This is a genomic window from Curtobacterium sp. MCBA15_004 (assembly GCF_001865055.2).
GTDB lineage: Bacteria > Actinomycetota > Actinomycetes > Actinomycetales > Microbacteriaceae > Curtobacterium.
On record NZ_CP126266.1, the window covers coordinates 3,044,205 to 3,060,641 of the forward strand.

General features: G+C 72.3%; 13 protein-coding genes. 8 read left to right on the forward strand and 5 right to left on the reverse strand.

Annotated elements, in window-relative coordinates; translation table 11 throughout:
* Positions 1 to 7: 7 nt before the first annotated feature.
* Together QOL16_RS14315 and QOL16_RS14320 are read right to left on the reverse strand one after the other, a co-directional pair.
* On the reverse strand, positions 8 to 709 hold the full coding sequence (locus QOL16_RS14315) for a hypothetical protein (protein ID WP_139197455.1): 702 nt from the start codon (positions 707 to 709) through the stop codon (positions 8 to 10).
* On the reverse strand, positions 706 to 2,544 hold the full coding sequence (locus QOL16_RS14320) for an alpha/beta hydrolase (RefSeq protein ID WP_071283690.1): 1,839 nt from the start codon (positions 2,542 to 2,544) through the stop codon (positions 706 to 708). The genes QOL16_RS14315 and QOL16_RS14320 overlap by 4 nt, the downstream gene beginning before the upstream one ends.
* Before the next feature lie 135 nt (positions 2,545 to 2,679).
* Here QOL16_RS14320 and QOL16_RS14325 point away from each other — a divergent pair, with 135 nt between their 5' ends.
* Positions 2,680 to 3,705: a hypothetical protein gene (locus QOL16_RS14325; protein ID WP_071283694.1), complete on the forward strand. Its 1,026-nt coding sequence runs from the start codon at positions 2,680 to 2,682 to the stop codon at positions 3,703 to 3,705.
* Positions 3,706 to 3,956: 251 nt separating this feature from the next.
* Here QOL16_RS14325 and QOL16_RS14330 read toward each other — a convergent pair whose 3' ends face one another.
* On the reverse strand, positions 3,957 to 4,637 hold the full coding sequence (locus tag QOL16_RS14330) for a response regulator (RefSeq protein WP_071283697.1): 681 nt from the start codon (positions 4,635 to 4,637) through the stop codon (positions 3,957 to 3,959).
* Positions 4,634 to 6,268 (reverse strand): ATP-binding protein, encoded by a 1,635-nt coding sequence (locus QOL16_RS14335; protein ID WP_254780213.1) that lies wholly within the window; start codon positions 6,266 to 6,268, stop codon positions 4,634 to 4,636. Before QOL16_RS14335 ends, QOL16_RS14330 begins: the two co-directional genes overlap by 4 nt.
* Before the next feature lie 189 nt (positions 6,269 to 6,457).
* On the opposite strand from QOL16_RS14335, the gene QOL16_RS14340 reads away from it, so the two are divergent.
* The 6 genes from QOL16_RS14340 to QOL16_RS14365 all read left to right on the forward strand — a co-directional run bounded on the left by QOL16_RS14340 (position 6,458) and on the right by QOL16_RS14365 (position 14,122).
* Entirely contained in the window at positions 6,458 to 7,879 is a 1,422-nt protein-coding gene (locus QOL16_RS14340) for a cation:dicarboxylate symporter family transporter (protein ID WP_083394962.1), read from the forward strand.
* Positions 7,880 to 7,993: 114 nt separating this feature from the next.
* A complete protein-coding gene (locus QOL16_RS14345; RefSeq protein ID WP_083394963.1) occupies positions 7,994 to 9,868 on the forward strand; it encodes a phosphoenolpyruvate carboxykinase (GTP) in 1,875 nt (624 codons plus the stop codon).
* Positions 9,868 to 11,469 (forward strand): glyceraldehyde-3-phosphate dehydrogenase, encoded by a 1,602-nt coding sequence (locus tag QOL16_RS14350; RefSeq protein ID WP_071283702.1) that lies wholly within the window; start codon positions 9,868 to 9,870, stop codon positions 11,467 to 11,469. Before QOL16_RS14345 ends, QOL16_RS14350 begins: the two co-directional genes overlap by 1 nt.
* Positions 11,379 to 12,080 carry an HAD family hydrolase gene (locus tag QOL16_RS14355; protein WP_065964605.1) on the forward strand — a complete coding sequence of 234 codons (702 nt, stop codon included), beginning with the start codon at positions 11,379 to 11,381 and terminating at the stop codon, positions 12,078 to 12,080. The genes QOL16_RS14350 and QOL16_RS14355 overlap by 91 nt, the downstream gene beginning before the upstream one ends.
* 132 nt (positions 12,081 to 12,212) lie before the next feature.
* Positions 12,213 to 12,650 (forward strand): hypothetical protein, encoded by a 438-nt coding sequence (locus tag QOL16_RS14360; protein WP_083393965.1) that lies wholly within the window; start codon positions 12,213 to 12,215, stop codon positions 12,648 to 12,650.
* A gap of 179 nt (positions 12,651 to 12,829) precedes the next feature.
* Positions 12,830 to 14,122 carry an ice-binding family protein gene (locus QOL16_RS14365; RefSeq protein WP_071283705.1) on the forward strand — a complete coding sequence of 431 codons (1,293 nt, stop codon included), beginning with the start codon at positions 12,830 to 12,832 and terminating at the stop codon, positions 14,120 to 14,122.
* A 35-nt stretch (positions 14,123 to 14,157) separates the two neighbouring features.
* On the opposite strand, the gene QOL16_RS14370 is transcribed toward QOL16_RS14365, so the two are convergent.
* Positions 14,158 to 14,919 (reverse strand): GAF and ANTAR domain-containing protein, encoded by a 762-nt coding sequence (locus QOL16_RS14370; protein WP_065964601.1) that lies wholly within the window; start codon positions 14,917 to 14,919, stop codon positions 14,158 to 14,160.
* Between the two features lie 413 nt (positions 14,920 to 15,332).
* On the opposite strand from QOL16_RS14370, the gene QOL16_RS14375 reads away from it, so the two are divergent.
* Positions 15,333 to 16,433 (forward strand): fatty acid desaturase, encoded by a 1,101-nt coding sequence (locus tag QOL16_RS14375; protein WP_370692489.1) that lies wholly within the window; start codon positions 15,333 to 15,335, stop codon positions 16,431 to 16,433.
* Positions 16,434 to 16,437 lie beyond the last annotated feature (4 nt).

Sequence of the window (16,437 nt, forward strand, 5' to 3'; positions counted from 1 at the left end):
CGGTCCCTCAGGGCTCCCGCACCGGGTCACTCCACTTCGGGAAGGGCGCGGACACCCCGGGCGCCGACTCCTCGGGGAAGTCCGCCGGGTCTCGGACTGCGATCGCCTCGACGAGCGCATCGGTGTCGTTGGTCCAGAACGTCTCGCTGTAGACGCCGACCGAGTACTGGCCGTTCTTCCGCACCGTCCACGTCACCCACCAGCCGTCCCCGGTGTCCGCCCGCAGCTCGGTGCTCTGCCCGATCTCGGCGCTCCGCGAACGCCACCCCTCCTCGTCGAACCAGCGCCGCATCGGTTCGAGGTCCGCAGCCGCGCCGGTCGCCCCCTCCGGGTGGAGGATCCGGACCGTCCGGAACGAGTAACTGTTCTCCGCCGTCGCCCCGTCGGGCACGTCGCCGAACGCATCGTCGCCGGGAAGCGGGAGAACGTCCCCGCCGTTCCAGGTCCACACCCCGTCGGAGATCCGCGCCTGTGCGTCGGCGAGCAGCGCCTGACCTCGCTCGTACCGCTCACCGGCGAGATCGAACTCCTCGTGCAGACTCATCCGCTCCACCTGCTGCCGGGTCGCCCCGGCGGCGTCTCGCGCACCCTGTTCGGCCACGTCGTTCCCTCTTCCTGTGCTGGTCGCGCACCCCGCCGTCGCGAGCAGGAGTGCGGCGAGCGCCGCGATCACGACTCGGCGTCGTGTGGTCGTCCTCAGGACACTCATGAGCCCACCTTCCCCTTCGCAACGATCTCAGCGATCTCCTGCAACGACCTGGACTTCTTCGAGAGGTAGCCGACATCGTCGGATTCCGGGTCGTGCCACATGTCGTGGCCGGTCACGGACTCCGTCTCCGGACCGGCCTCCGACGAGAACACTTGCACGCCGTCGAACAATCGCGGGTCGGCCCTGGTCAAGATGCCCAGACGCTGACCGACCGTGGCGAGTTGATCCGCTTGAGCCTGTGTGGCGTAGACGGCGCTGGCGTTGATGTCCTCGACTTCCGTACCGTACGGGAAGCCCACCGAGCCGTAGGACACGAACGAGTCGACGCGGTGTCGAGTGAGCTCGAGGCCTTGCACCGCGGTCGTGGACCCGTACGAGTGGGCGGCGACCGTGACGCGATCCGGAGGCCCTCCGGTCCTGCTGTCATGGATTCCGTCGAGGAACGACGCGAGTTCGGCAGCTCCCGACTCCGAACGGTCGGGCAAACCGACCGTGCCGGGCACTGGCGCGTGGTAGCCGACCCAGGACACGACAGCGTACGTCTGGTCGGAGTCGGTCTCGTGCGCTCTTCGCAGGAGCCCTTCGGCAGCAACCACTCGTCCGCCCATCCCGGCGACGTCCGAGCTCATCCCCGGGACGTTCACCGTCACGTTCGCGGCCGTGTCCAGGTCACCCAGCGACACCGCGGCGACCAGCGCGCCGTCGTGCTCACCGAACCCCACGAGTTGCGCCTTCTGCATCGTGGGGCCGCCCGGGAGGTACCTCGCCCGGACGTCGGCCTTGCGCACTGCTTCCTGGAGCCCCCGCACCTGTTCCGTGAAGTCGGACAGCCCGCGCTGCTCTCCGAAGCCCATGAGCTGGTACACCCGCTCGGGCTCCTCGACAGCAGCCGCGAGCACGGCGCGCGATGCGATGTCGCGCTTGGCTGCCGGAACCCCGTCGAGGTTCGCGAACAGGTACTGCGCGGCCAACGGCAGGGACCGCACGTACGCGTCCGTCTGCGGGAGCTGCGCGTACGCTTCGGCCACCTCCGCCGGGGTGAGGCCCGGTCGCAGGAGCCGCGCGAGTTCGGGGGACGACGACGTGACGGCGACGGCATCGAGCGCGAGATCGGGGAGGGATCCACCGCCCGCACGTTCGAATGCCGTGGCGATGCCCTCGAGCCAACTTGCCTCCGCTGCGTTCTCGGCCAGCAGCGCATCGAAACCCCCGACCACCGTCGAGCCCTCGACGGGTGTCCACGCGCACGTCGAACGGAACCTGCTCCAGGCGTTCTTCACCTGGATGAGGTGCTGTGCGGTGCTGAGGTCGGCAGCGCGGCTCGCGCCGGCGAAGACGCGGAGAGCGTCCGGGTCGGCTGCCGACGTCCCGCCGGAGCCGGCTGCACCGGACCGGACCCGCGCCCGTGGGGAGAAGTTCGCGGACAGCGGGGTGGGGCGGACAGCGGTGTGGTCGGGGCGGACGTCGACGAGTCCGTCGACGAACGCCGACGACGCTGCGAACGGGTCGCCAGAAGCTCGGCGACGGTCACGCTCCGCCTCTCGTGCGGTCCACTCACGGACTGCACGCTGTCGACGACGCTCTTGGTCGGCCTCACGCCTGGCCTGTCCGACCGCGTCCCCAAAGTCTGCGAGCACCCCCGCGAGCTTCTGCGTGTCCTCCGACCGGACCGTGCTGCCCGCTGTGAAGAGCGTCGCATAACCGCCGCGGAAGTCCGTCGCGACGGTCTCGACCCGCACCCGGTTCGCGATCGCCTGAGCCCTGAGATCTCTGGAGGCGCCGTCGGCTGCGGCGACCAGCGCCTCGGCAGCCGCGTCATCGAATGCGATCGTCATGCACACTACCCCCGTCGTGTGACCCGTAATCTGATGTCCGACACTACACGATCCGCGGCTCGTCAGCGGGCGGGCACGCGCGAGGTCCCCGTCCGCGAACACGATCGTGGTGAATGCTGTCCCGAAGGAGCAACGATGCGCCTTCTCGCCTACCTGCTGACGGTGGTCGTGCTGACTGCACGGTCGCTCGGGGCCGGGCTGCTCGTCGCCCTCCAGCTCGACGGTGCGCCGCAGGGACTCCGCGTCGCGACGTCGATCACCACGCCGTTCCTCGTCCTGGGGCCGATGCTGATCGGGGCGTTCGCCGGGTACTGGGACCACCGGTCCTCGCCCGAGGGACGTCGGTACCTCCGCTGGTGGTTCGTCGGCGTCGTCGGCGCGGACGTGGTCGCCGCCGTGGTCGCCGCCGTGGTCCTCGTGCTCGCGAGCGTGGCGGCCGGTGCGCCGTCCTGGGTCCCCGTGGTGCTCATCGCCGGCGCTGCGGTGCTGCTCGCCGTCGCGAGGCCGCTCGGCGACCGCTTCCGGAGGACGGAGCCCGTGGTCGACCGGCCCGGCGACGACGTCGTACCCGCCCCGACGATCGTCCGCCGGAAGGTCCGCACGATCGCCGTCACGTTCGCCATCGCCGCCGCCGTGGCCTCGATGATGCACACCCTGCTCGCGACGCTCCTCCGCGAACGCGGGCCGGACCTCGCGCAGGAGGCGTTCCTGGCGGGACAGCTGACGTTCACGGCGACGGCCATCGCCGCCGTGCTCGTCTCCCTGCCCTTCAGCCGTGCGCTCCGCGCCACCGGTGGTCGGGACATCGGACGACTGCGGCGCTTCGCGCAGGTCGTCCTCCGCGGGAAGGCACTCCTCCTCGACGCGGAGGACCAGCGCGGCGCACTCCGGTATGCCCGGCTCCTCCCCCTCGTGCTGCGGTTCCAACTGGCGTTCACGGGACTGCTGTACGGCGGGATCACGTGCCAGTTCGTCTCATACGCCGTGCGCGGCGAACTCGGGCTGCTCCCCGTCGTGTTCCTGTTGCTGATGGCGGCCGTCCTGCTCTGGGCGGCGCCGCCGACGCTGCGCCGCATCCGGCGGGCGCGCGCGTACGCCGACCTGCACGGCGACGGTGCGCGTTCCGCCGTCGACGGCGGGGCACCGGCACCGGTCCCGTGACCGGGACACGCCCCCGGACGACTCGGCGCGCGTCCGCCGGTCCGACCGGACGACTGCCGGGCGGGAGGCGCGGTGCCGACCCGCACCGCGCCTCCCGTCCGCCCGTGGTCGCGTCAGCGACCTGTCTTCGGTCTGCACCATTGACGATCCCGGTGCAGCATGCGCGGAGTTCGCGTACCGGGATCGTCATGACCACGAGACCGGATGCCGTCTCGCCGGGCCGTCGCTCGAGACCGCACTCGCGGGTCAGGTCACCGTAGCCAGCGGTACTCGTACTCCGGTCTCCCCTGGCCGCTGTGCCGGACGTCCTTCTCGACCTGCCCGACGGCGACGAAGTGCTCCAGGTACCGGCGGGCGGTCACGCGCGAGGTCCCCGTCGCCTGCGCCACCTCGGTCGCCGAAGCCCCGCCGTCCGCACGCATCAGGACGCCCTCGATCGACTCGAGCGTCTCGCGCGCGATGCCCTTCTCCGGCTCGGTCGGCACCGCCGGGCGGAGCGTGCTGAGCCGCTGGTCGATGTCCGCCTGCGAGAGCGACCGACGGTCGTCGAACCCGCGGCGGTACTCGCGGTACGTGGTCAGGCGGTCGGCGAATGTGCGGAAGCTGAACGGCTTGACGAGGTACTGCACGATGCCGAGCGCGATCGCGTTCCGCACGCCCCGGACGTCGTTCGCAGCGGTGACGGCGATGACGTCGACGGCGGACCCGGCGGTGCGCAGGGCGCGGACGAGCTGCAGGCCGTGGGCGTCGGGCAGGTTGAAGTCGAGCAGGACGAGGTCGGGCTTCTCGGCGGCGACCGCGGCGAGCATCTCCCGTCCGGTCGCCGCGGAGGCGACCACCGTGAAGCCCTCCACCCGCGCGACGTACGCGGCGTGGGCCTCCGCGGTGAGGGGTTCGTCCTCGACGATCAGGACCCGGATCGTGTCGGTCACGCCACCACCTGCCGCGCGTCGAGGTCGACCACGAAGGTGCTCCCCGTGAGGCCGGTGTCGACGGTCATCGTCCCACCGACGGCGGCGAGGGTGGAGCGGACGAGGTCGAGTCCGATCCCCCGCCCCTCCGGCCCGGACGGCTTCGTCGACCACCCCCGTTCGTAGGCGGCACCGACGTCGGCGATCCCGGGGCCGTTGTCCTCGACCGTGATCCGCGTGTGCCCGTCGTCGAGCGTCGCGACGGTGACCTGCACCCGAGGTCCTTCCGGTCCCCCGGCGTGTTCGGCCACGGCGTCCACGGCGTTGTCGACGAGGTTCCCGAGCACCGTGATCACGTCGCTCGCGGGCGCGGACACCGCCCCTCGCAGGCCGCTGGTGTCGGCCCCGAGCACGACGCCGCGCTCGTGCGCCTGCGCGCGCTTCCCGTTCAGCACGGCGGCGAGCACCTGGGCGGTCGCGGTGAGCGGTCCCCCGCCGTCCGGGCGGACACCGACCCCGGGCGCCCCGGCGTCCGCGTGCCGGTCGAGCTCGTCCGACGCGAAGCGGATCGCCTCGTCGACACGACCGAGCTCCATGAGGGCGACGACCGCGTGCATCCGGTTGGCGAACTCGTGCGTCTGCGACCGCAGCGCGTCCGTGAGGGTCCGCGTCGCCGCGAGCTCCCCGGACAGGTGCAGCACCTCGGTCCGGTCCCGGATCGTCGCCACCGTGCCGAGCGGCTTCGCCGACCCCCGCGGGAACGCCAGCTCCTGGTTCACGACGAGCACCCGGTCGGCCGTCTCGTGGGTCTCGTCGACCGCGCGGTCCCCGGAGGCGAGCAGCGTCCGCAGGCCCTCCGGCAGGTCGACCTCGGCGAGCGGGATCGGCTCCTGCCGTTCGGCGGGCGGGGGCAGGTGCAGCAGTTCCGCTGCCCGGTCGTTGTGCAGCACGACGGCGCCGGACCGGTCGATGACGACGAGTCCCTCGTGCACCGAGTGGAGCACGCCCTCGTACGAGGCGAACACCCGCGCGAGCTCCTCGGGACCGCGGCCACCGGTGACCCGGCCGAGGTACCGGCTGAGCAGCCACGAGAACAGCGCCGAGACCGCGACGATCGCCAGGGCGAGCACGACGACGGACACGAGCCGGGGCACCAGCGCGGTGGAGATGTTCGCGACGGTGACGCCCGCGGCGACGAGCCCGACGACCGTGCCGTCCTGGTCGGTGATCGGGGTGACCGCGCGCACCGAGGGGCCGAGCGTCCCGGCGAAGGTCTCGGTGAAGGTCTCGCCCCGCAGCGCCGGCGTGATCGTGCCGCGGAAGGGCCGGCCGATCTCGGCGCGGTCCGGGTGCGTCCAGCGGGTGCGGTCCGGCGCCATGATCGTGATGAAGTCCGTCTGCGTGCGGCGCATCAGGTCGAGCGCGTACGGCTCGAGCCGTGCGGAAGGATCGCTCGTCGACGCCTGCTCGACGACGAAGGGGTTCCGCGCGATCGAGACCGCGACGGCGGTGCTCCGGTCGGCGGCACGCTCCTCGAGGTCCGCGCGCGCCGACGACCAGCTCCAGGCGCCGCCCACCGCGACGCCGACCACGACGAACAACAGCTGCAGCGCGAACAGCCGCCTGGCGATGCTCCAACGTCTCGGTGCCACGGTCCGATCCTCCTCGCCTCGTCGCGGGACCCCCATTCTGCGACACGACCCGACCGCCTGGGACCATCCGTGAACGCAATGAACACAAGTCCCCTCCCGTGTGCGGTCCGCGGCAGGGTGGGCCCGTCCCCACCGGGGAACGAGCCGACCGAGGTGACGACGCCCCGGTCCTGACGACAAGGAAGTCTCATGGCATCGACGCACTCGTCCACCGCACGCCCTGCGCGGCGTCGCGGGCTGGACCGCTCGCACTGGCTCTACATCGCGGTCATCGCAGCCGTGGCCGCCGGCATCGTGGTCGGGCTCACGGCACCGACCTTCGCGGTCGGTCTCAAGCCGATCGGGGACGGCTTCATCGCCCTCATCAAGATGATGATCGCCCCCGTCATCTTCTGCACGATCGTCCTCGGTGTCGGCTCGATCGCCAAGGCGGCGACGGTCGGCAAGGTCGGCGGGCTCGCGCTCGGGTACTTCATCGCGATGTCGACCTTCGCCCTCGCGATCGGCCTGGTCGTCGGCAACCTCATCCACCCGGGCGACCACCTCGACATGTCGACCGCGAAGTACGACCCGCCGGCCGGTTCCACCGAGGACGCGTCGTCGACGTCCGGCTTCCTGCTCGGGATCATCCCCGCCACGCTCGTGTCGTCGCTGACGAGCGGCAGCATCCTGCAGACGCTCTTCGTGGCGCTGCTCGTCGGTTTCGCGCTCCAGGCGATGGGCGAGAAGGGCGCACCGATCCTCACCGGCATCCGGCACCTGCAGGCCCTCGTGTTCCGCATCCTCGCGATGGTGATGTGGGCCGCCCCGGTCGGAGCCTTCGGCGCGATCGCGGCCGTGGTCGGCGCCACCGGCGTCGCGGCACTCGTGGCCCTCGGCACCCTCATGGTCGCGTTCTACATCACGTGCATCGTCTTCGTCGTCGGGGTCCTCGGCCTGCTGCTCCGCCTCGTGACCGGCGTGAACATCTTCCGGCTCATGAAGTACCTCGGCCGCGAGTACCTGCTCATCGTCTCGACCTCCTCGAGCGAGGTCAGCCTGCCCCGGCTCATCGCGAAGATGGAGCACCTCGGCGTCTCGAAGCCCGTCGTCGGCGTCACCGTCCCGACCGGCTACTCGTTCAACCTCGACGGCACCGCCATCTACCTGACGATGTCGTCGCTGTTCATCGCGAACGCGCTCGGCACCCCGCTGAACATCCCGGAGCAGATCTCGCTCCTGGTCTTCATGATCATCGCCTCGAAGGGCGCCGCGGGCGTCACCGGTGCCGGCCTCGCGACCCTCGCCGGCGGGCTGCAGGCGCACCGCCCCGACCTGGTGAACGGCGTCGGGCTCATCGTCGGCATCGACCGGTTCATGTCCGAGGCCCGCGCCCTGACGAACTTCACCGGCAACGCGGTCGCGACCGTCCTGGTCGGCACGTGGACCCGGCAGATCGACAAGGAGCAGGTCGAGCGGGTCCTGTCCGGAGCGGCGCCGTTCGACGAGCGGACGATGTCCGCCGACGACCACGGTGGTCCCGCCCCCGTCGAGCGCGAGCGCATCTCGACCGAGACCGTCCGCACGATCGTCGAGCCCGAGCGCTCCGCAGCGTCCGCCGACCGCCGCTGACGGCGACGGCCGGCCCCCACTGACGGGGTCGGCCGACCGCCGCCTTCGCGCCCACCACCACTCCGCCCGTCCCGCCCGGCGCTGACGCGCCGGCCCGCCCCGAGGAGATCGCCGATGATCACCAATCCCAACCACGCGAGTCCCGCCCCCGCCACCGTCCCCGGTTCACCCCGTGTCGCCCTGGAGGCGTGGGTCGCCCGGGTCGCGTCCCTCACCTGCCCCGACGCGGTCGTCTGGTGCGACGGCTCGCCGGACGAGACGGCTCGCCTCACGCAGCAGCTCGTCGACGAGGGCAAGCTCGTCGCGCTGGACCCGGAGCGCCGACCGAACAGCTACCTCGCCCGCTCGGCACCGGGCGACGTCGCCCGGGTGGAGGGTCGGACGTTCACCTGCTCGGCCACCCCGGAGGACGCCGGCCCGACGAACCTCTGGCGTGATCCGACGGCGATGCGCGCCGAGCTCGACGGACGCTTCGCGGGGAGCATGCGCGGTCGGACGATGTACGTCGTGCCGTTCTCGATGGGTCCGGTCGGCGGTCCGATCTCGCAGCTCGGTGTCGAGGTCACCGACTCGGCGTACGTCGTCCTGAGCATGGGCAAGACCACCCGCCTCGGTCCGGAGGTGCTCCGCGCGATCGGCGCCGGCGTGCCGTGGGTCGCGGCCGTGCACAGCGTGGGGATGCCCCTCCGCGACGACGACGGCACCGTGCACGAGGACGTGGCGTGGCCCTGCAACGAGACGAAGTACATCGTGCAGTTCCCCGAGACCCGCGAGGTGTGGTCGTACGGCTCGGGCTACGGCGGCAACGCCCTGCTCGCGAAGAAGTGCTTCGCGCTGCGGATCGCCTCGGTGATGGGGCGCGACGAGGGCTGGCTCGCCGAGCACATGCTGCTCATCCGGCTGACCTCGCCCGAGGGCCGGGCGTTCCACCTGGCCGCGGCGTTCCCCTCCGCCTGCGGCAAGACGAACCTCGCGATGCTCCAGCCGGCGCTCCCCGGGTGGTCGGTCGAGACGATCGGTGACGACATCGCCTGGCTCCGTCCGGGGTCGGACGGGCGGCTGCACGCGATCAACCCCGAGGCCGGGCTGTTCGGCGTCGCGCCGGGGACCGGCGTCGACACGAACCCGGTCGCCGTCGAGACGATCGCGGCGGACACGATCTTCACCAACGTCGCCCTGACCGACGATGGTGACGTGTGGTGGGAGGGCCTCACGCCGGAGCCGCCGGCGCACCTGGTCGACTGGACGGGTGCCGACTGGACCCCGGCGAGCGGGACCCCGGCGGCGCACCCGAACGCCCGGTTCACCGTGGCGCTCGACCGTTGCCCGTCCCGCGCGGCAGACCTCGACCACAGCGTCCCGATCGACGCCGTCGTGTTCGGCGGTCGACGCTCGACGAACGTGCCGCTCGTGGCGCAGGCCCCCACCTGGGCGGAGGGCGTGTTCATGGGTGCGACCGTCTCGTCCGAACGCACCGCCGCGGCCGAGGGCACCGTCGGCGAGCTCCGCCGCGACCCGTTCGCGATGCTGCCGTTCTGCGGCTACGACATGGCCGACCACTGGGCGCACTGGCTCGACGTCGGTGCGCAGCTCGGCGCGGGGGCCCCTGCGGTCTTCCAGGTGAACTGGTTCCGCAAGGGCGACGACGGCTCGTTCCTCTGGCCGGGCTTCCGCGAGAACGCCCGCGTGCTCGAGTGGATCGCCCGCCGGGTCGAGGGCAGCGTGCCCGCGGTCGAGAGCCCGGTCGGTCTGCTCCCCGACGTCGACGACCTCGACGTGCGCGGCCTCGACCTCCCGCCGTCGGACCTCGACGCCCTGTTCGCCGTCGACCCGGACTCCTGGCTCGAGGAGTGCGACCGCACCGAGGAGTTCCTCGCGGAGTTCGCGGGACGGACGCCGTCCGTGTTCACCGCCGTCCTCGACGAGCGTCGCGCCGCCCTGCAGGCCTCGGCGACGCCCGCCGCCGAACCCGCTGTGCAGGTGGCCTGATGGAGCACGCACCGTCCGCCGCCGACCGTGCCGCCCTGCAGCACGCCTGGACCGACAAGCTCGCCGCGGCCGAGGCGATGGTCCCGCTCATCGGCCGGCTGTACCGCCGTGACGACGTCGTCCCCTCGGTGTACGGCCGGCCCCTCGTCGGCGAGTCCCCGATCGGGATCGTCAAGGCACACCGGTCCACCCGCCGCGTCGACGAGACCGAGCTGCCCGTCAGCGAGAGCCTCGCGATCCTCACCGAGCTCGACACCATGGACGTCACGTCCGCGTCCGTCGACCTCGCGGACCTGGCGGCCCGGCACCGCGCCGACCCGCTCGGCACACCTCTCCGCGAGTTCCTCGAGGACGAGCTGTTCCTCGCGCGCGGCTCGTCCGGAGACGCTGCACGACCCGCGCCCCGCGACGTCGTCCTGTACGGCTTCGGCCGCATCGGTCGGATGCTCGCGCGCATCCTCCTCGAGCGCGCGGGCGAGCACGCCCCCCTCGTCCTCCGTGCCGTCGTGGTCCGCCGCCGCGGGCCCGACGACCTGGTCAAGCGTGCGAGCCTCCTCCGCCGCGACTCGATCCACGGCCCCTTCGCCGGCACCGTCACGGTGGACACCGAGCACGACACCATCACGGCGAACGGCACGCTCGTCCAGTTCATCTCGGCCGACGCCCCGAGCGCCGTCGACTACCGCGCACACGGCATCGAGGACGCGATCGTCGTCGACACCACGGGCCGGTGGCGCGACGCCGAGGGCCTCGAGCAGCACCTCCTCGCCCCCGGGGCCGGCCGCGTCCTGCTCACCGCCCCGGGCACGGGCGACCTGCCGAACGTCGTGCACGGCATCAACCACGACGCGATCGGCGACGCGCCGGTCGTCAGCGCCGCGTCCTGCACCACGAACGCGATCGTCCCCGTCCTCAAGGCGGTCTCCGACGCGTACGGCGTCGTGCACGGCCACGTCGAGACCGTGCACTCGGCGACGAACGACCAGAACCTCGTGGACAACTACCACCCCGCCGACCGCCGCGGACGCGCGGCCGGACTGAACATGGTCATCACCGCCACCGGCGCGGCACGGGCGGCCGAGAAGGCCCTGCCCGAGCTGCGCGGGCGCCTCACGGGCAACGCCGTCCGGGTCCCGACGCCGAACGTCTCGCTCGCCGTCCTGCACCTGACGCTCGCCCGTGCGGTCGGCCGCGACGAGCTGAACGGCCTGCTCCGTGACGCGTCGCTGACGTCGTCGCTCCGGCGGCAGATCGACTACGTCGAGTCCCCCGAGGTCGTGTCGACCGACTTCCTCGGCAGTCGCCGCGCCGGCGTCGTCGACGGGCTCGCGACGATCGCCGACGGCTCCGAGCACGTGGTCCTGTACGTCTGGTACGACAACGAGTCCGGCTACAGCCGCCAGGTCCACCGGATCCTGCAGGAGATGGCGGGAGGCCGTGCGACCGCGCTCCCCGCCACCCCGGTCGGGAGGCGCGCAGCAGTCCGTCACGTCGGCGGTAGCCTGCAGACGTGCGGCACCTCCGAGCGGTCGGGTTCGACCTGGACGGCACCCTCCTCGACCACCGCGGAGCGGCCCGAACCGGTGCGTCCGGGTTCCTGACGAGCCTCGGCCTGCCCGCGTCCGAGGCGGCGCTCCGCGCCTGGTCCGACGCCGAGGACGACCAGTTCGAACGGTGGCGCTCGGGGGAGATCGGCTTCGCCGAACAGCGGCGGGAGCGCCTGCGCGCGGTGCTCCCGCCGCTCGGCCACGCGCTCGACGGCCGCGACGGAGACGACGACCGCCTCGACGAGTTGTTCGCCGGCTACCTCCGGCGGTACCGGGCGGCCTGGCGCGCCTTCCCCGGGAGCCGGGGACTGCTCGACGAACTCCGGTCGCGCGGCTACCGCCTCGGTCTGCTGACGAACGGGACGGAGGAGCAGCAGCGTGACAAGCTCGCCGTGACGGGTCTCCCCGACGCGTTCGACGTGGTGCACGTCTCCGGGCGCACCGGGTTCCAGAAGCCCGACGTGCGCGCGTTCGCCGCCCTGGCGAGCGACCTCGGCGTCAGCGCGTCCGAGTGCCTCTTCGTCGGCGACGACGCCGAGCGGGACGTCGCCGGCGCCCGGCGCGCGGGCATGCGATCCCTCCTCGTCGACCACGAGCTCCTCGGCCCGGGGGCGTTCCGGACCGCGGTCCTCGCAGCCCTCGAGCCGGACCCGACGGACCGGTAGCACCGGCTCGGCCGAGCACCACCGGGGACGACACCGCACGGGGACACCACACAGGCGGGTCTGTCCGTGGCCCCGTCCGACGTGCGACCCTGGTACCCCGGCACGACGACGCGCCGGTGGAGGGGGCAGACCATGACGACGTCGGAGATCACGGCCGGAGGACTCCGGGCAGGACACCGGTTCCGGCTCGCAGCGCGGATCGGCACCGGGCTCGTCGTCGGCGTCGTCGCCGTGTACGTCGTCGCGGTGATCGCGACGGCCCCGCTCGGCGGCGACTCGACCACCCACCCGCTGGTGCTCGCCGGACTCGCCCTCGTCGGTGCGGCCGCCGTGGCCGTCGGCACACGCTGGCCGACGGTGGGTGTCACCGCCGGGGCGGTGGTGCTCCTGGTCACCGTGTTCGCGGTCGTGCAGCGGGTGTCGTGGACGACGGGGACCACGCAGTGGCTGAGCCCGACGGACGCCCTCGGGTACGCGGCGGTCAGCGCCCACCCGGCGATGGTGGGCGCGGTGCTCGTGTCCGCGGCCGTCGTCCGTGGTCGTCGCCGGAGCACGTCGCCGGACCGGTGAGCCGCTGACAGCGGCGGGTGCGCTCGCTGTCCACGCGACGTGGTTCCTGGCAGTGCGCGGTGCATCCCGCTGGGACCCTCGTCCTCCTGTCCGGCCGCGCGCATACTTCGGAGACCGGGGATCACGTGCGCGTCGTCGACGTTCGCCGAGTGCCTCCCCGTCCCAGACAGGTGCCTTCCATGGCCACGTCCCGTTTCCTCCGCCCCACCCTCTTCGCCCTCACCGGCATCGGACTCGCCGCGTCCCTGGCGGTGATGAGCACGTCGGCGGCGTCCGCTGCGACGGTGCTCGACGGGCCGGTGGACCTCGGCACCGCCGCGACCTACGGCGTCCTCGGTGCGAGCGCCGTCACGAACACCGGTCCGACCGTGGTCGACGGCGACCTCGGCGTCTCGCCCGGCACCTCGATCACCGGGTTCGGCGCGGCTCCCGACGGCGTCGTGAACGGCACCGTGCACCAGACGGACGCCGCGGCCGCCCAGGCGCAGCGGGACACGACCACCGCGTACGACGTCGCCGCGTCGCTCACCCCCGCACAGACCGGCCTGACCGAGCTCGACGGGCTGTCGTTGTCCCCCGGGGTCTACTCGGGTGGGGCGCTCTCCCTGGCGGACACCGGGTCGCTCACCCTCGCCGGCAGCGCCGACTCCGTCTGGGTGTTCCAGGCCGCGTCGACCCTCACGATCGGCTCCGCGACACGCATCACGATCACCGGCGGCGCGAGCTCCTGCAACGTGTTCTGGCAGGTCGGCAGCTCCGCGACCATCGGCACCGGAGCGCAGTTCCGCGGCACCGTGCTCGCGCAGCAGTCCGTGACCGCGACCACCGGCGCGACGGTCGTCGGTCGCCTGTTGGCCCGGACCGGTGCCGTGACCCTCGACACCAACACCATCACGGCCCCCACCGGCTGCCCGACGCCGGGCACGCCCTCGCAGACGGTCGCGCCGACCATCACGTCCGGCGCTCCGACCCCCGCGACCGCCGGGACCCCGTACTCGTACACCGTCACCGCGACGGGCACGCCCTCCCCGACGTTCACCGCGACGGGACTGCCCGCCGGCCTGACCATCGACAGCACCACCGGCGTCGTCTCGGGCACCCCGACCACGCCGGGTGCCGCCACCGTCACCGTGACCGCCTCCAACGGCACCGCGCCCGACGCCACCCAGACCGTGACGATCACCGTGCAGCCGTCGGCCACGACCACGCCGACCGCTCCCGCGACCGCACCGACGCCCACCGCGCCGGCCACGGCGCCCAGTGGGACCCCGACCGCCGGCGCAGGCTCGGGCGGTGGCACCCCGAACGGCGAGCTCGCCTTCACCGGCAGCGACCCGACGGTGCCGCTCGGCATCGCCGGAGCGTTGCTGGCGGCGGGCCTCGGTCTCGCGCTGGTCGCCCGTCACCGCCGGAGCGCGAGCGCGATCCGGAGCGCGAGCACGCGCACGCGCCGCGGCCAGCACGGGAACTGACGGATCCGTCCGGCAGCGTCCGTGCCGCGCCGCGCTCAGCCGCGGTCGTCCGGCACGGACCCGCCGGTCGCACCCGCGACCAGCTCGTCCAGCGTGAGTTCCCCGTCGGCCACCTCGACGGCCACGGCACTGAGCTTGCGCTGGGTCCGTCGGGCGTACCCGCGGAGGACCTCGCGGGCCGTGTCCACGTCGACCGACAGGGCGCGCGCGACGTAGCCCTTCGCCTGCTCGACGGGGACCTTGGCGTCCAGCGCGTGCTGCAGCTGCTCGGCGGTGACGGCGGCGTCCTGCATGGTCCGCTGCTGCAGGATGCTGATCGTCGCGACGTCCGCGAGCGCCTGCGCTGCCCGGGCGTCGGCGCCGTTGAGCGCCCCCTCCATCTCGCGGAACAGGTTCAGCGATCCGATGACCTCCTCACGGAGCCGCAACGGGATCGCGTGGACGCTCCGGTACCCGTGGTCCCTCGACGCCGCGGCGAACCGGGGCCACCGCTCGGTCAGCGACCCGACGTCCTCCGACGTCACCAGTTCACCGGAGGTCACCGCGGCGATGCACGGCCCCTCGCCGGCGTTCAGCTGGAGGAGCCCGATGAACTCGCTGCGCTCGCTGGTGGAGGCCGCCACCTCGAGGACACCGTCCCGGTTCAGCAGGTGGATCGCCCCTGCGGCGGCGTCGAAGAGCTCCACCGACCGGTCGACGAGGGTCTGCAGGACGTCCAGGACGTCGTAGTCGGCGACGAGGTTGTCGGTCAGCGTCACGAAGGTCTCGACGAGTCGTGTCTCGCGGGTCTCGATCATCGGCGGGCGGCCTCCTCCTGGTCCGGCCACCACCGTAACCGGTCGTCGGACGGGGTCCCCGACGACCCCGACGCGCCGGAGCCCGGGGACTTGCGCGGCCTCGGCCGCTCGTTCTACCGTGATGGACGAGCCACCCCTGACCCCGGTTGCCGGAACGATCCCTCGTTCCAGTCGCACAACGGGAGGCACAGGCATGGAGCAGCACCACGACGGCACACGCACCGGTGCGTCGCGTCGTACCGGTGCACCCGCGGCACCGTCGACCAGCACCACGACCACCGGGCCGTCCGGTCCGGTGGACACCGCCCCGTTCTCCACTCCTCGAACCGACGACCGCGACCGCGAGCCGGGACGCCCCCGGACCTGACACCGTCAGGAAGCACGAAAGGAACACCGTGACCGCCGAGGACACCATGGCCGGCCACTACCGCACGACCGGCGCCACCCCTGGCGGCGCCCGGACCGGAGGTACGTCCACCTACTCCGCCCTGCTCGCCCAGGTGAAGGAGGCCGGGCTCCTGCGCCGGCGTCGAGGCTTCTACTGGGCGCTCTTCTCGGCGCTGGTCGTCGCCACGGCTGCGTGCTGGGTGGCGTTCGCGTTGTTGGGTGACTCGTGGTTCCAGTTGATCGTGGCGGGTGCGCTGGGTGTGGTGTTCACGCAGTTCGCGTTCCTGTCGCACGAGGCCGCGCACCGGCAGGTGTTCGACTCGCAGAAGTGGAACGACCACGCCGGCCGGTGGATCGGCACGTTCCTGGTCGGGTTGTCGTACTCGTGGTGGATGAACAAGCACACCCGGCACCACGGGAACCCGAACACGGTGGGCAAGGACCCCGACATCGCGCCCGACGGGATCCGGTTCCTGCCCGAGGACGCCGCTGCTGCCCGCGGTCCGCTGATGCGCACGTTCCTGCGGTTCCAGGGGTGGTTGTTCTTCCCGCTGCTGACCCTCGAGGGCATCAACCTGCACCGGCACGCGGTCGTGTCGGTGGTGCGTGGTGCCGGGGGTCGTCCGGACACGAAGGGCCGGGTGCTGGAGGGGGTGCTGCTGGCGGCGCGGTTCGCGATCTACCTGACGGTGGTGTTCTGGTTCCTGCCGTTCGGGATGGCGTGTGCGTTCCTCGGGGTCCAGCTCGCGGTGTTCGGGGTGATGATGGGTGCCTCGTTCGCGCCGAACCACAAGGGCATGCCCACGATCGCGCACGACGCGAAGGTCGACTTCTTCTCCCGTCAGGTCCGCACGTCCCGCAACATCCGTGGGGGTTGGTGGGTGTCGTTCCTGATGGGTGGGTTGAACTACCAGGTCGAGCACCACCTGTTCCCGTCGATGCCGCGGCCCGCGTTGAAGCAGGCGCGGCTGCTGGTCCGGGACCACTGCGACACGTTGGACGTGCCGTACACCGAGACGACGTTGCTGCGGTCCTACGGGATCGTCGTGCGGTACCTCAACCGTGTCGGCCTCGCCGCCCGCGACCCGTTCACCTGCCCGCTCGTCTCCGAACTCCGCATCCACTGAAGGA

Coding starts and splice junctions, on each gene's coding strand:
- QOL16_RS14340 (WP_083394962.1), top strand. CDS start 6,458: ATGGCATCGACGCACTCGTCCACCGCACGCCCTGCGCGGCGTCGCGGG.
- QOL16_RS14375 (WP_370692489.1), top strand. CDS start 15,333: ATGGCCGGCCACTACCGCACGACCGGCGCCACCCCTGGCGGCGCCCGG.
- QOL16_RS14345 (WP_083394963.1), top strand. CDS start 7,994: ATGATCACCAATCCCAACCACGCGAGTCCCGCCCCCGCCACCGTCCCC.
- QOL16_RS14315 (WP_139197455.1), bottom strand. CDS start 709: ATGAGTGTCCTGAGGACGACCACACGACGCCGAGTCGTGATCGCGGCG.
- QOL16_RS14360 (WP_083393965.1), top strand. CDS start 12,213: ATGACGACGTCGGAGATCACGGCCGGAGGACTCCGGGCAGGACACCGG.
- QOL16_RS14350 (WP_071283702.1), top strand. CDS start 9,868: ATGGAGCACGCACCGTCCGCCGCCGACCGTGCCGCCCTGCAGCACGCC.
- QOL16_RS14320 (WP_071283690.1), bottom strand. CDS start 2,544: ATGACGATCGCATTCGATGACGCGGCTGCCGAGGCGCTGGTCGCCGCA.
- QOL16_RS14365 (WP_071283705.1), top strand. CDS start 12,830: ATGGCCACGTCCCGTTTCCTCCGCCCCACCCTCTTCGCCCTCACCGGC.
- QOL16_RS14325 (WP_071283694.1), top strand. CDS start 2,680: ATGCGCCTTCTCGCCTACCTGCTGACGGTGGTCGTGCTGACTGCACGG.
- QOL16_RS14370 (WP_065964601.1), bottom strand. CDS start 14,919: ATGATCGAGACCCGCGAGACACGACTCGTCGAGACCTTCGTGACGCTG.